Source organism: Shimia haliotis, from assembly GCF_900114415.1.
Classification (GTDB): Bacteria; Pseudomonadota; Alphaproteobacteria; order Rhodobacterales; family Rhodobacteraceae; genus Shimia; species Shimia haliotis.
Genome location: NZ_FOSZ01000002.1, coordinates 304,485 through 318,830 on the forward strand (window position 1 = coordinate 304,485; position 14,346 = coordinate 318,830).

A 14,346-nucleotide genomic window follows, 5' to 3' on the forward strand; every position below is an offset into this window, starting at 1 on the left:
CCAATCGGGCACCGTCAGCCGTTGTTTTCGGTGCCCTCAACCGACAGGATCACCCGCCGGAGCAACGCCATGAGAAGTTCGCGCTCCGCCTCATCAAACCCCTGCAACGCCTTGGCGTTCACATCCATTGCAGCGTCGTAGGCCACTTCCCGCAGCGCGCGTGCCTTGGGCGTAAGGCGCACGCGCTGGACACGTCCGTCGCCCTCGTCCCGTCGCCGCGTCACCAGACCATCACGTTCCATCCGCGCCAGGGTCGCGGCCAATGTGGGCTGTTCAATGCCAAGCCGCGCCACCAGCTCTTTTTGGGTCAGCCCGTCCTTTTCCCACAGATGCAACAAGGCCGGAAAGGCGCCCAAAGCGATTCCCTCCGGTTTGATGCGCGCTTCGAGGTCGCGCGCCAAAAGGCGCGCTACGTGGTTGATTTGATAGCCTAAAGATGTGTCGACAGAAAATTCCATAGCCTCATCTTGCACTATATAGCAAGCTATGCAATATTACATAGCAAGCTATGTATTGGAGTTTTCAAAATGCTTTCCTCTGTTCACAAGTCTGCCGCAGCCATTGCCACCCTGATGATCGCGACCTTCTGGGTCTCCACCGTCGTTTCCGAATTGTTTCTCGGGCATGCTGCAATTACCGCCATCAAAACCGCCATTCCCTACGGCTTTCTGATCCTGATTCCGGCAATGGCGGCGACCGGCATCACCGGCGCGCGCCTTGCCAAAGGCCGCAAGGGCGGCGTTCTCGGAAAGAAAAGCAAACGCATGCCGATCGTGGCGGCAAACGGCGTCTTGGTCCTTATCCCCGCCGCTCTTTTTCTCGCATCCAAAGCGCAGGCCGGCGCCTTTGACACCACGTTCTACGTTGTGCAGGTTGTCGAACTGATCGCCGGCGCCACCAACCTGACCCTTATGGGGCTCAACATCCGTGACGGCCGCAAATTGACCGCGGGCAAACGCCGCCGCGCCGCGCAACACACTTGATCCAAAACGCAAAAGGCGCGGTCGATTGCCCGACCGCGCCAGTTTTCAGCTTTGGGGCCTGATTTAGGCCGTATAGCTCTTTATCACCTGCGTCAGGTGATAATCCGTATCGCCCAACTGTGCGTCCAACATGATTAGGCGCTTGGCATAGTGGCTGACTGCGTATTCCCAAGTCATCGCGATGCCGCCATGCATCTGGATGCTTTCCTCAGCAACCAAACGCGCGGCCCGCCCGATCAGGTTCTTGGCCATTGACGCGTATTTGGAGGCCTCGTCGCCCCCCAATTCCGCCGCCGCCTTGATCACAATCGAACGTGCCTGTTCAATCTCCGTCAGCATGTCCACCGCACGGTGCTGCAACACCTGAAACTTGCCAATCGGCACACCAAACTGCTTGCGCTGTTTGAAATACTCCACGGTCGTCGCATGGGTGACTTCCATCGCGCCCACGGCCTCAGCGCAGATCGCCACGATGCCCGCGTTGATCGCATCTTCCAGCGCCGCTCCGGCATCTGCCAACAGCAAGGTCGCCGGTGCATCATCAAGCAACACCTCCGCCGCGCCGCCGCCATCCATCATGCCATAGCTGGTGATATTGGCGTCACTTGCGCTCACCGCAAAGACTCCCAGACCACCGCCATGCTTGGCCGCAACCAGCACAACATCAGCCGCTTGCCCGCCATAAACGGTCGACTTGCGGCCAGACAAAGCAAACCCGTCGCCCTTGGCCGTCGCCACAGTGGCAATCTGGCCCAACTCATATGGCGCATCGATTTCGGTGATCCCCACGGCATACTTTGTGGCACCCGTCAGCAACGCTTCCTGATCCGCTCCTGCGGCGGTCAACAGCCGCAAGGCCATCAACGCGCCAAGCACAGGCTCCGGCGTCAAGGTCTTGCCAAGCGCCTCAAACAAAACGGAAATATCAAATCCGGTGCCGCCCATTCCTCCAGCGTCTTCCGGTGCCAGCGCATATAGCGCCCCCAGTTCGACAAGCTGGTCCCAAAGTGTAGGATCATGATACGGCGCGTCATAGGCCACCTTGATACGGTGCTCGACTGGGTACTGTTCCCCAAGGAACCGGTTCAGGGTGTCCGCCAGCATCTGGCGGTCTTCAGTCAGATTAAAGTCCATCTTCAGAGCTCCAGCATAGTTTTGGTCACGATATTGCGCTGGATCTCGTTAGATCCACCGAAAATCGAGGTTTTGCGGTTGTTGAAATACCGCGCCGCGTTGTGCTCGGTATCGGCAGGGCCAAACATCAGGTTGCCCTCGGTGACATGGCCGGGGAACGGCGCTGCGGCCGGACCCAACGCACGCCGCGCAAGGTCTTTGAGTTCCTGATTGATCACCGTGCCTTTGATTTTTAGCAATGATGTCTCCGGCCCCGGCGCACCCTGTTCCTGTGCTTTGAACAGCATCCGCAGGTTGGTGATTTTCATCGCCTCAAGGTCGATCTCCGCCTGCGCGATCCGCGCCGCAAAGAGCGGGTCCTCAATGAGTGGCTTGCCACCACGCATCGTCTTGCGCGCAATCGCCTTCACTTCCTCAAGCGCCTGCATCGAGAAGCCGACACCGGCAATGCCCGTACGCTCATGGGTCAGCAGAAACTTGGCAATGGTCCAGCCTTTGTTTTCCTTGCCCACAAGGTTGCCGATCGGCACCCGCACGTCGGTGAAGAAAATCTCGTTCACCTCATAGCCGCCTTCGATCAGTTTGATAGGACGCACTTCGATGCCTGGTGTCGCCATATCCACAAGGATAAAGCTGATGCCTTCCTGCTGTTTCGCATCCGGATCCGTGCGGCACAGGCAGAAAATCCAGTCCGCGTGCTGACCCAGCGTGGTCCAGGTCTTCTGACCGTTGATCACCCACTCATCACCATCGCGCTCGGCTTTGGTCTTGAGCGAGGCCAAATCCGATCCGGCACCCGGCTCGGAATAGCCCTGACACCACCAATCGGTGCCGTCCAGAATACGCGGCAGATAGTGGTCCTGCTGCTCTTTGGAGCCAAACACCTGAAGCACTGGCCCAAGCATTGACAGGCCAAACGGCACAATGCGCGGCGCATAGGCGCGACAGCATTCCTCCTCAAAGATGTGTTTCTGAACTGGGCTCCATCCCGGCCCGCCGAACTCCTTGGGCCAGATCGTCGCGAGCCAGCCGCGCTTGTTGAGAATGGCGTGCCATTCCTCGATCACCTCTTTGGTCAACTCACCTCCGGCGCGGACCAGATCACTGATACGCTCGGGCAGGTTTTCCGCCAGATATGCGCGGACTTCATCGCGAAATGCGAGGTCTTCTGCTGAATAACTCAGGTCCATTGGATCATTTCCCCTTGTTCAATTTGTCAAAGTTGCCGCCTTCGTCTGCCATCTTGCGCAAGAGAGCCGGCACCTGCCAGTAGTGTGCATCTTCCTTGGCATAGGTCTCGATCCGCTCCACCAGCGCCTTTGCACCGATGGTGTCAGCGTAATGCAGCGGCCCGCCACGATGACGCGGGAAGCCATAGCCCATCAGGAACACCACATCGACATCCACAGGACGCAGCGCGATGCCATCCTCAACCACGCGCGCGCCTTCGGAAATCATCGCGGTCATATAGCGATCCACGATTTCTTCGTCGGTAAAGGTTTTGGGCGTGATGCCCGCCTCCGCCCGCACGGCATCGATGATGCCGTTCAGATCCGGATTTTCCAAAGTCTCCCGGCCCTCATAGACATAATAGCCCTTGCCGGTCTTGCGTCCGTTCCAACCGTTCTCGCTCAGCTTGTCGGCAATCGCACCGCCATAGCGCTCTTCGGCAGGACGGGTCGACTCAAGCCGCTTGCGGGTCATGTAGCCGATATCGAGACCCGCCAGATCACCCACGCGGTGCGGTCCCATGGCAAACCCGAAATCCTCCAGCGCCTTGTCCACCTGATCGGGATGTGCGCCGTCCAGAACAAGATAGCTTGCGGTTTTCAGGTAGTGGCCGAGAATGCGGTTGCCGATGAACCCGTCACAAACGCCAGCCCGCACGCCAACTTTTCGCATGCGTTTCGCCAGCGCAAAGCCGGTCGCCACAACGGCCGGTTCGGTCTTCTCGCCAACCACAACTTCCAGCAGGCGCATGATGTGCGCGGGCGAGAAGAAGTGCAGACCCAGCACATCCTGCGGGCGGTTGGTCATCGCCGCAATCTCGTTGATGTCCAGATAACTGGTGTTGGATGCCAGAATGGCGCCCTCTTTGCAGATGGTGTCGAGCTTGCCAAATATCTCTTTCTTGATCTCCATTTTCTCAAACACCGCCTCGATCACCAGATCGACCTCGGCCAGTGCTTCCATCTCGGTCGACGGCGTCAACATCGCCAAAGCTGCATCGCGCTTGGCTTCCGACATTTTGCCGCGCTTCACCGCGCCATCAAGGTTGGCGGTGATCGTTGCAACACCACGGTCCAGCCCTTCTAGGCTTACCTCAATCAGCGTCACTGGCAGTCCCGCCATCAGCGCCGAAGTCGAAATCCCGGACCCCATAGTGCCGCCACCGATCACGCCCAGCGATTGCACATCGCGTGGGGTTTCTTTCTTCTCCGGAATGTTCGCCACTGCGCGCTCGCCAAAGAACGCGTGGATCATGCCGCGAGATTCATCTGTGCCCATGCAAGCCATGAATGCCGCACGTTCTGCTGCCAGACCTTCGTCAAACGGCAGCGTCGATGCCGCAACGGCCTTGATCGCCTGCACCGGCGCATTCAGGCCGCGAGCTTTCTTGGCGACCATCGCTTTGGCCGCTTCAATCGCCGCATCATCTGCCGTGGTCTCGATATCGCGGGTCACGCGGGTGGCTAGCGTTCCGGCGACAACCTCTTGCGCTGCCGCCAGAGCAATCTCACGCGGTTCGCCGTCTTCAATGCGGTCAACAATACCGGCTGCAAGCGCTTCCTTGGCGGGCATCTGACGGCCCGACAGAGACAGGTCAAGCGCCACCGGAATGCCTGCAAGACGCGACACACGCTGCGTACCACCGGCACCGGGCAGCAAACCAAGGTGGATTTCCGGCAGACCGACACGGGCACTCGGCAACGCAACACGGGCATGACAGGACACGGCCAGTTCCAGACCACCGCCCAGCGCGGTGCCGTGGATAGCCGCCACCAGAGGAACGCCAGAGGCTTCGACTTCATTGTAAAGGTCGGGCATGAAAGGCGGCTGCGGAGGTTTGCCAAATTCGGAAATATCCGCACCGGCAACAAATGTACGACCCGCGCAATACAGACCGATCGCCTTGGCCTTTCCCGCCGCATTCACTTCCTGAACAGCCTTTTGCAGGCCTTGGCGCATCGCAGCGCTACCGGCATTTACCGGCGGGTTATCGATGCAGATCAGGGCAACTTCGCCCACATACTCAACGCTGACGACTTGTTTATCGCTCATCTTTTAACTCCCTCAAATCTCTTAGCAAATGGTCTCGCCACCATCAGCCACGATGGTCTGGCCGGTGATATAGGCGCTGGCGTCAGTGGCAAGGAACAAAGCCGCGCCCGCGATGTCCTCAGGTTGGCCAATGCGGCGCAACGGGTTCTGGCCTTCGACTTTCGCCAAATAGTCTGGGTTCTCCCACAGGGCGCGGGCAAAGTCGGTTTTCACCAGACCGGGCGCGATCGCATTCACACGGATGCCCTTAGGCCCCCACTCAACAGCCAGATTGCGCGCGAGCGACGCGTCCGCGGCTTTGGAAATGCCGTAGGCGCCAATCACGGGATTGCCGGTCAGGCCAGCGATCGATGACAGGATCACAACATTGCCACCCCCGCGTTTCGCCATGCCCGGCAGCACCAGATTGCAAAGTTGCAACGGCGACAGCACGTTGGCCGTCATAATCTTGGCGAAGGCCTCATCATCCAGCTGGCTCATTGGGCCATAAACCGGATTGATCGCCGCGTTGCAGACCAGAACATCAATCTGTCCCCATTCCGCCAGTGTCTTTTCAACCAGACCTTCGACCTCATCGCGATTGCTCACGTTGCACGGCACCACCAGCGCTTCGCCGCCATCTGCGCGGATGGCTTCAGCCACCGGCTCACAGGCCTCCGCGGTACGGCTCGACACCACAACCTTGGCACCAGCTTTGGCATACATCTCGGCGATCGCACGGCCAATGCCACGGCTCGAGCCCGTGATAACGGCAACCTTACCCTTAAGATCAAACATCTGATTTCCTCCCGTATGTGTGCTTTGATTCACAAAACGCACCAAGTCCATTTGGCGACCATCCTAGGCCCCCTTCCGCATCGCGGAAACGCGTTTCGCTGCAATGCGGCCAAAAACGACGCGACGACACTTGTCGCAAATTCCGCATGACGAAACGCAAGTTGACGCTAGGCTAGCTCAACTTGACCACCCAAAACCGGAGCGCCCGATGCCTCACCCAAATGCCCGCATCCCTGACTTTTGGCCTGCCGGAAAACCGTGGACTTTCGAGCGCCCCGACACGCCGCTAGACGTCAATCTGGACACCACCGTTGCCAAATGGGGGGACCGCATCGGCGTCACCTATAATGGCGCAGATTACACCTACAGTCAGATAGCAGACCGGGTTTCTGCGCTGGCGGGTTACTTGCAACACATCGGCCTGAGCAAAGGCGACCGCGTGTTGCTCTACACCCAGAACTGTCCGCAATACATCATCGCCTTTTACGCCATCCTGCGCGCGGGCGGCGCCGTGGTGCCTGTGAACCCGATGAACAAAAAGGCCGAGATCGACTATTTGGTGGAGGACACGGGCGCCAAAATTGCGGTCTGCGCTTTGGAGTTGGCCGACAACATCCTGCCCGCCCTTGAACGCGGTGAGCTGAAAACCCTGATCGGCACCCGCATGACCGACATGGGCCTGCCAGATTTTGACCTCGTGCCGGAAAAACAGGTGCCGGCCATGAGCGAGGCCGAGGCCGAAGCCCTTGGCATGACCGGCTTTCAGTCCGCCATTGACCAAGGCCACAGCCCCGCCCCGCGCAACACGACCGCTGACGACCTCGCCGTCATCCCCTACAGCTCTGGCACCACTGGCAACCCCAAAGGCTGTGTCCATACCCACCGTACGGTCATGGCTTCGCTTGTGGCGGGAGTGATTTGGAACCCGACGACCGAAACCACCGTGCACCTCGGCGCGCTGCCGTTTTTCCACGTCACCGGCATGATGAACGGCATGCACGCGCCGATCCTGACCGGTGGTCGCAACGTGATCCTTCCACGCTGGTCCTCAAAACTGGCGGCGGGTCTGATCGAACGCTTCAAAATTGCCCGCTGGCGCTCGATCGCCACCATGGCGATTGATCTGGTAAACGACCCGAAATTCGACAGCTATGACCTGTCCTCTCTGGAAATGATCGGCGGCGGCGGCGCGGCCATGCCCGAGGCCATCGCCAAGAAACTCAAGAACATGACCGGCCTTGATTACGTCGAAGGCTACGGCCTTTCCGAGACCATGGCCGCCACCCATGTGAACCCCATCGACGCCCCCAAACGCCAATGCCTTGGGCAACCGATCTATGAGGTCGACAGCCGCGTGCTTGAAATCGGGGGTGACACCGAACTGCCCCACGGCGAGGTCGGCGAAATCGTCATGCACGCGCCGCAAAACTTCCTCGGCTACTGGCAGCGCCCCGAAGCAACCGCCGACGCATTTGTAGAGATCGACGACGTGCCGTTCTTCCGCTCCGGCGATATCGGCTATCGGGATGCGGACGGCTATTTCTTTATGGTGGACCGCGTCAAACGCATGGTGAATGCCGCCGGCTTCAAGGTCTGGCCTGCCGAGATTGAGATGCTGATGCTGCACCATCCTGATATCGCCGAATGCTGTGTTGTGGCCGCCAAAGACGAGCGCCGCGGCGAATGCGTGAAAGCCATCGTCATCCCCCGCCCCGAGGCACGTGACACGATCACCGAACAAGGTGTCATCGACTGGTGCAAAACCCAGATGAGTGCCTACAAATGCCCGTCAATTGTGGAATTTGTCGACGATCTCCCCCGTTCTGGCGCGGGCAAGGTCTTGTGGAAAAACCTCACATGACGCATAGAAATTCCACAATGCGGAAATACGAACACTCATGAGAAAACGCACCCAAGCCACCAGCGAGCCCACCAAGGCCCCCGAAAATGACCGCCAATTCGTCACCGCCCTTTCGCGTGGTCTCGAAGTGCTACGCTCATTTAGGCCCTCTGACCGCGAAGGCCTTTCCAACCGCGAGCTGGCTGAACGCACCGGCTTGCCCAATTCGACCATTTCGCGCCTGACATACACGCTGATGACCACCGGCTATCTGCTCTATAACGAGACCACGGGCCGCTATAACATCGGCGTACCGGTGCTCGGCCTCGGCTTCTCTCTTCTTGGCGCGATGCCGATGCGTGAAGCCGCCAAAGATCTCATGCAAGACCTTGCTGACTATGCGGGTGACGGCGTGCAGGTCGCGCTGGGCGCACGCGACGGACCCACCGTGACCTACCTCGCCTGCGCCCGCGCCACCAACGGCGTGGTCTCACTGCAACTGGGTGTCGGCTCACGTATTTCTCTGGCACGTTCGGCAATGGGCCGAGCATATATCGCGGGCTGCATCGGTGAAGAAAAAGAAGAAATTCTCGACCTGCTTGCCGCCTACTATGGCCCCCAGGACTGGCCCGAAACGCTTGACGGTATCGACAACGCCGCCGACCAGATCGCGCAAAAGGGTTTTTATGCCAACTACGGCGACTGGCATGACGGCGTGCACTCGCTTGCAGTGCCCTTTCCGGTGCAAGATGAAGGCTCCCCCAATATGGCCTTTAACCTCGGTGGACCCGCGCATTTTCTCCCGCGTGAGCGCATGGAAAACGACTTGGGCCCGCGCCTTGTCGCGATGGCTCAAAGCCTGCACAGACGTGGCTCGGGCTATTAATTCCAATTTGGAAACAGTCTTGTGATGCCGTGGGTAGCCTTGACCGATTGGCGCCCATGCCGCATTCTCGCCACAATATAGCCAGTAAAAAACCGCATTCTCCCAAAAATGCGCACTGACTGCCGTGCGAGGGAAATTCTGTTCAGCCACCGGCCTTAGGGGGGATGAAAGACCGAGCGCACGACCCGCGTGTTTTCGGCTCCCCGCGTGGGGGCCGCTTTAACAATTGGAAGTCGTTATGCCTGTCATTTTGCCTGTTCTCCCAACACTGGAAAGCCTTTACACACCACTGCCGGTTCAAACCGAAGAAGAGATCATTCTCTCGGTGGGACCCTATGACCTGACCTTCTTCTTCACCGGCTTTCTGCCACACATCTTTCCAATCAACTCGCTCGCCATTGGTGGCCCCGACGAGGAAACCGTGGTGGTGCTGGCTGGGCGCCTTACATTTGTTGCAGGGGACGGAAACGACACTTTCGTCGGTGGTGCACTTAACGATATCGTCTTTGCCGACGACGGTCAGGACGACATCGACGGCGGTGGTGGCGATGACCGTCTAGAAGGTCAAGGCGGCGATGACAGCATGACCGGCGGCGACGGGTTTGACACGCTTCTTGGCGGCTTGGGCAACGATTGGCTTGGCGGCGGTGCTGATGACGACCACATCGAAGGTGGCGACGGCAACGACACAATCCATGGCGGCACAGGCAACGACACGGCCTTGGGTGGCACCGGCAACGACACCATTTTTGGTGACGACGGAGATGATCTCATTGGCGGCGGCGCGGGCATTGACTCGCTTCGAGGCGGCGACGGGGATGACAGCCTCTTTGGCGGTGCGGATCGCGACATCCTGTCAGGCGACCACGGCAACGATCTGATTGACGGTGGCGATGGCAATGACCGCCTCAAGGGCGGCGGAGGCAACGACCTGATGTGGGGCGGCGACGGCAACGACCAGATGACCGGAGGCGCCGGCGAAGACACCATGTTCGGGGGCGCAGGCAACGACCGTTTGTCCGGCAAAGATCATGACGACCTGATCTTTGGTGACGATGGGAATGACACAATCTGGGCTGGTGGAGGCAATGATGTGTCTTCCGGTGGCGACGGCAATGACAGAGTCTATGGCGGACGTGGCAACGACGAAATCGACGGCGACGCAGGCAACGATCTGCTGTCCGGCGAAGACGGCAACGATACCCTGCGCGGCGGTGACGGGAATGACACCATGTTTGGCGGCGACGGCTCGGATGTTCTGTCCGGCGGTCGTAACGACGACGTTATGCAGGGCGGTGACGACAACGACCTGCTATTCGGCAACAGTGGCAATGACACCGTTGATGGCGGGGCTGGCGATGATGTCGTCTTCGGTGGCTCAGGGGCAGATGTGCTGATCGGCGGTCCCGGTGCGGACACTTTGCGCGGCGGTTCTGATGCGGATATCTTCGAATTTTCCACTGATGCGGCGGGCGCAACCAACACCATTGTGGACTTCGAAGACGGCATTGACCTGATCGAGATCACCACCGGCTACAGTCCCTACACCGTTACCGACACAACAGACGGCGCACTGATCGCGATGGACAACGGCATCTCGATCCTTTTGGCGAACGTATTGGCCGCCGACATCACCGACGACGACTTCCTCTTCTAACGCGTCGCTTCCGCAATTGACCTTGCGCCCTGCGGGGCGCAATCTGCTCTCCGGACAATAGAGAGGGCGCCCCATGGTCACGGTCACACAGCATGAGATCGACAGCTTTCAAACCGACGGAGTCGCGATCATTCGCGGGCTGTTCGCGGATCATCTGGAGACCCTGCGGGCAGGCGTTGCGCGCAATATGGCGGAACCCGGCCCCTATGCCTCGGAAAACAAAAAGAGCGGCGAAACCGGCCGTTTCTTTGACGACTACTGTAATTGGCAGCGCATTCCTGAATTTCAGGACGTCATCACCCAGAGCGACGCCGCCACGGTTGCGGCGCAACTGATGCAATCGCAAACCGTACAGATGTTTCACGACCATGTACTGGTCAAGGAGCCTGGCACATCGATGGCAACGCCATGGCACACTGACGGGCCTTACTATTTCGTCGAAGGCACCCAAACCCTCAGCTTCTGGTCCCCGCTTGACCCTGTGAAAGACGCCACACTGCGCTTGGTCGCCGGTTCACATCGATGGGAAAAACCCGTCCTGCCCACCCGCTGGGTGTCCGAGGAGAGCTTTTTTCCTAACGAGGACGACTACATGCCCATACCCGACCCCGAGGCGGAAGGCATGCGCATTCTGGAGTGGGAGATGGAGCCGGGCGATGCGGTCGCTTTCAACTACCACATCCTACACGGTGCCCGCGGCAACCAAGCCACCGCGCGCCGCCGCGCGTTCTCGTTGCGCCTTTTGGGGGATGACGCACGCTATGTCACCCGCCCGGGCCCGACGTCGCCACCATTTCCCGGCCATGACATGTCTGAGGGGCAGAAGTTGCGCGAAGACTGGTTCCCGATGCTCCTCCCACGCGCCTAAGCTGCTTCCGAAACCGATCAGTCGACCGGCGGCACACCGCGCGCTTCTAGCATTTTGACATCTACATCCTCGCGGCGACTGCCATACCGCATCTCGTCATAGTAGATCACATGTGTCGGTAGCTGCACGCCCCAGTCAAATTTGAACGGCGTCGGTGATGGGCTTTTGGATTTCCCGCCTTCATGAGACTGGGCATATGCTTTGGCCGCCGCCGGCGTGCGCCCATGTTGGGCAAGATAGCGACTGACAAAACTGTTATAAATTCCGTATTTTAACCCCAGTTTCGGTGTCCTTTTCGTAAACTCTGATGGCACAAACGGCGTCTTTCGCTGGCAAAGAAGTTTGCCATCCTTAAACAGCTGGAAATAGACAGGCTGACCGCTGGTCGCATAATGCGCAAAAATCGTCAGATCGATCCATCGTCCCTTCCAGGACGCCAAGGACCCGAGGCGGCATTGCTGATTGTCTGCGAAGTTAAGGTACGGATAGTCATTAAAGGTCAGCGACCACATGGGCATCAACCACCCTTCGGCCTTTACCTGCCCCAACATGGTATTGCCTTTACCCAAACTGACAAAGTCCGACGGGATCAACAAGGAATAGCCGTACCAGACTCCCTTGCCAGGTTTGGACATGCTGTTTTTGGGCCGTTCTTTCATTTCGACGCGGCCGCGATCCGTTTGGCAATCACTCCACCCGCTGGATTGCCCGCAATCGCCATGCCGGATTTCGAACCTCTGTGCCTTGGCACCGCGTCTGGTTGGCTGCTTCACCATTCCGAACCGGTACTTGCCGCGAAACGACAGATCTTCGATCTTTACTTTCTTAGTGATCGCGTTGCGCAATTGCTTTTCCTTGGCCGACGCACCGCCGCCCAGAGCCAACGCAGCACTCAGCGCTGCAACAAATAGAGTTTTCACAAATTCACCTCAAAAAAACATGACTGATCTTACGACACCGCGGACGCCTAGCAAGTCCAACTTACGCCCAAACAAAAAGGCCCGCCAATGGCGGGCCTTTCAACTCAAACTGAACGCAAACTTACTTGCTCAGCTGATCTTTCACCTTCGGGCCGACTTTGCCGAAATCCATCTGGCCGGTGTATTTCGCCTTCAAGGCCCCCATCACCTTGCCCATGTCGCGGATCGACTCGGCGCCAACCTCGGCCACAGCCGCCTCTACAGCCGCAACCACTTCGTCATCGCTCAGCTGCTTGGGCAAAAACTCTTCGATGACCGTGATTTCGTTCATCTCGCGCTCCGCCAGATCAAGCCGTCCACCCTCTTCATAGGTGCGTGCGCTTTCCTGACGCTGCTTTACCATCTTCGCCAGAATGGCAAGAATTTCGGCGTCATTCACGCCGCTCGTGTCCTCGCCTTCGCCGCGGGCCGCGATATCGCGGTCTTTGATTGCCGCACTGATCAGCCGAAGCGTGGACAGGCGGTCTGCCGCACGATCGCGCATCGCCTGTTTCAAGTTCGCGTTGAGGTCATCTCTCAGAGTCATCTACTTTGCCATTAGCTGCCAAACACAAGTTCCGGACAATATAGAAAGGCCAACGGGCGTGCAACGATTCAGATTGCGCTATCACGCCCATAAAAATAAGGGCTTCTGCGCCTTTTGACCGATACTTAACTCTTCGCCTTGACGCCATGGGGGCTCCGACATAGTTTCCCGACAATTTGTCAGCCGGAGAGTCGCGCCATGGCCCATAAAGCCCCATCCCACCCGACCGCATGTCTTGCTCTTGCCGATGGGACGTTGTTTTACGGACGCGGCTTCGGCGCCACAGGCGAAACCGTCGCCGAACTCTGCTTCAACACAGCAATGACCGGCTATCAGGAAATCATGACCGACCCCTCCTATGCAGGCCAGGTTGTGACCTTCACTTTTCCTCACATCGGCAACACCGGCGTAACGCCCGAAGATGACGAAACGGGCGATCCCGTGGCCGAGGGCATGGTCGTGAAATGGGATCCGACCGAGCCCTCCAACTGGCGCTCTGTTGACACGCTCTCCAACTGGCTGGCCTCCCGTGGTCGCATCGCCGTTGGAGGCATAGATACCCGCCGCCTGACCCGCGCCATCCGTCAGCAGGGCGCGCCGCATGTCGCACTGGCCCATGACCCCGAAGGCAACTTCGACATCGAAGCTCTGGTCGCCAAGGCCCGCGCGTTTGCCGGTCTCGAAGGTCTGGACCTCGCCAAAGACGTGACCTGCGCACAGTCCTACCACTGGAACGAAATGCGCTGGGCATGGCCAGATGGCTACCCGACGCAAGACGCGCCAAAGCACAAGGTCGTCGCAGTCGATTTTGGCGCGAAACGCAACATCCTGCGCTGCCTCGCATCCGCTGGCTGTGACGTCACTGTCCTGCCCGCCACTGCGACCGCTGAGGAGGTGTTGGCCCACAACCCCGATGGTGTGTTCCTGTCCAACGGCCCCGGCGATCCGGCAGCGACCGGCGAATACGCCGTGCCGATGATCAAAGGCGTTCTTGAGGCCGACCTGCCAGTTTTCGGAATTTGCTTGGGCCACCAGATGCTCGCATTGGCGCTGGGTGCCAAGACGGTCAAGATGAACCACGGCCATCACGGCGCAAACCATCCGGTCAAAGATCACGACACCGGCAAGGTGGAAATCACCTCGATGAACCATGGCTTCGCCGTGGATGCCCAAACCCTGCCCAAAGGCGTGGTCGAAAGCCACGTGTCGCTCTTTGACGGTTCCAACTGCGGCATCCGCCTTGCGGACAAACCGGTCTTCTCGGTTCAGCACCACCCCGAAGCCAGCCCGGGCCCGCAGGACAGCTTCTATCTCTTTGAGAAATTCGCAGCCAACATGGCCGCCCGCGCCAACTGATCCTTTCCCGGATTAACCAATCATTAACCCTAAACCCCGCAGACTTGCTTTGATGCT

Annotated in this window: 13 protein-coding genes; 6 read left to right on the top strand and 7 right to left on the bottom strand. The window is 58.9% G+C overall.

Annotated elements, in window-relative coordinates:
* Window positions 1-14: 14 nt before the first annotated feature.
* Complete coding sequence (locus BM069_RS06905) at window positions 15-458, bottom strand: MarR family winged helix-turn-helix transcriptional regulator (RefSeq protein WP_093322124.1); 444 nt, start codon at window positions 456-458, stop codon at window positions 15-17.
* Between the two features lie 69 nt (window positions 459-527).
* Between BM069_RS06905 and BM069_RS06910 the strand changes: the two genes are divergently transcribed.
* Window positions 528-983: a hypothetical protein gene (locus BM069_RS06910; RefSeq protein WP_093322127.1), complete on the top strand. Its 456-nt coding sequence runs from the start codon at window positions 528-530 to the stop codon at window positions 981-983.
* Window positions 984-1,046: 63 nt separating this feature from the next.
* Here BM069_RS06910 and BM069_RS06915 read toward each other — a convergent pair whose 3' ends face one another.
* The 4 genes from BM069_RS06915 to BM069_RS06930 are packed head-to-tail and all read right to left on the bottom strand — an operon-like array spanning window position 1,047 to window position 6,176.
* Window positions 1,047-2,117: an acyl-CoA dehydrogenase family protein gene (locus BM069_RS06915; RefSeq protein WP_093322129.1), complete on the bottom strand. Its 1,071-nt coding sequence runs from the start codon at window positions 2,115-2,117 to the stop codon at window positions 1,047-1,049.
* 2 nt (window positions 2,118-2,119) lie between these two features.
* Window positions 2,120-3,307: an acyl-CoA dehydrogenase family protein gene (locus BM069_RS06920; RefSeq protein ID WP_093322132.1), complete on the bottom strand. Its 1,188-nt coding sequence runs from the start codon at window positions 3,305-3,307 to the stop codon at window positions 2,120-2,122.
* A 4-nt stretch (window positions 3,308-3,311) separates the two neighbouring features.
* Window positions 3,312-5,399: a 3-hydroxyacyl-CoA dehydrogenase NAD-binding domain-containing protein gene (locus BM069_RS06925; protein ID WP_093322134.1), complete on the bottom strand. Its 2,088-nt coding sequence runs from the start codon at window positions 5,397-5,399 to the stop codon at window positions 3,312-3,314.
* A 21-nt stretch (window positions 5,400-5,420) separates the two neighbouring features.
* Window positions 5,421-6,176: an SDR family NAD(P)-dependent oxidoreductase gene (locus BM069_RS06930; RefSeq protein ID WP_212611518.1), complete on the bottom strand. Its 756-nt coding sequence runs from the start codon at window positions 6,174-6,176 to the stop codon at window positions 5,421-5,423.
* 208 nt (window positions 6,177-6,384) lie between these two features.
* On the opposite strand from BM069_RS06930, the gene BM069_RS06935 reads away from it, so the two are divergent.
* From BM069_RS06935 to BM069_RS06950, 4 genes are all read left to right on the top strand, one after another.
* Window positions 6,385-8,037 carry a long-chain-fatty-acid--CoA ligase gene (locus BM069_RS06935; RefSeq protein WP_093322139.1) on the top strand — a complete coding sequence of 551 codons (1,653 nt, stop codon included), beginning with the start codon at window positions 6,385-6,387 and terminating at the stop codon, window positions 8,035-8,037.
* 37 nt (window positions 8,038-8,074) lie between these two features.
* Window positions 8,075-8,902, top strand: coding sequence for an IclR family transcriptional regulator (locus BM069_RS06940; protein ID WP_093322142.1), 828 nt, complete (start codon window positions 8,075-8,077; stop codon window positions 8,900-8,902).
* A 238-nt stretch (window positions 8,903-9,140) separates the two neighbouring features.
* Complete coding sequence (locus BM069_RS20115; RefSeq protein ID WP_093322144.1) at window positions 9,141-10,559, top strand: calcium-binding protein; 1,419 nt, start codon at window positions 9,141-9,143, stop codon at window positions 10,557-10,559.
* Window positions 10,560-10,632: 73 nt separating this feature from the next.
* Window positions 10,633-11,427, top strand: a complete 795-nt coding sequence (locus tag BM069_RS06950; RefSeq protein WP_093322147.1) for a phytanoyl-CoA dioxygenase family protein — start codon at window positions 10,633-10,635, stop codon at window positions 11,425-11,427.
* A 17-nt stretch (window positions 11,428-11,444) separates the two neighbouring features.
* On the opposite strand, the gene BM069_RS06955 is transcribed toward BM069_RS06950, so the two are convergent.
* Together BM069_RS06955 and BM069_RS06960 are read right to left on the bottom strand one after the other, a co-directional pair.
* Complete coding sequence (locus tag BM069_RS06955; protein ID WP_244503555.1) at window positions 11,445-12,347, bottom strand: heparin lyase I family protein; 903 nt, start codon at window positions 12,345-12,347, stop codon at window positions 11,445-11,447.
* A gap of 121 nt (window positions 12,348-12,468) precedes the next feature.
* Window positions 12,469-12,933, bottom strand: a complete 465-nt coding sequence (locus BM069_RS06960; protein ID WP_093322149.1) for a GatB/YqeY domain-containing protein — start codon at window positions 12,931-12,933, stop codon at window positions 12,469-12,471.
* A 198-nt stretch (window positions 12,934-13,131) separates the two neighbouring features.
* On the opposite strand from BM069_RS06960, the gene carA reads away from it, so the two are divergent.
* A complete protein-coding gene (gene carA, locus BM069_RS06965) occupies window positions 13,132-14,289 on the top strand; it encodes a glutamine-hydrolyzing carbamoyl-phosphate synthase small subunit (protein WP_093322152.1) in 1,158 nt (385 codons plus the stop codon).
* The last annotated feature ends 57 nt before the right edge of the window (window positions 14,290-14,346 follow it).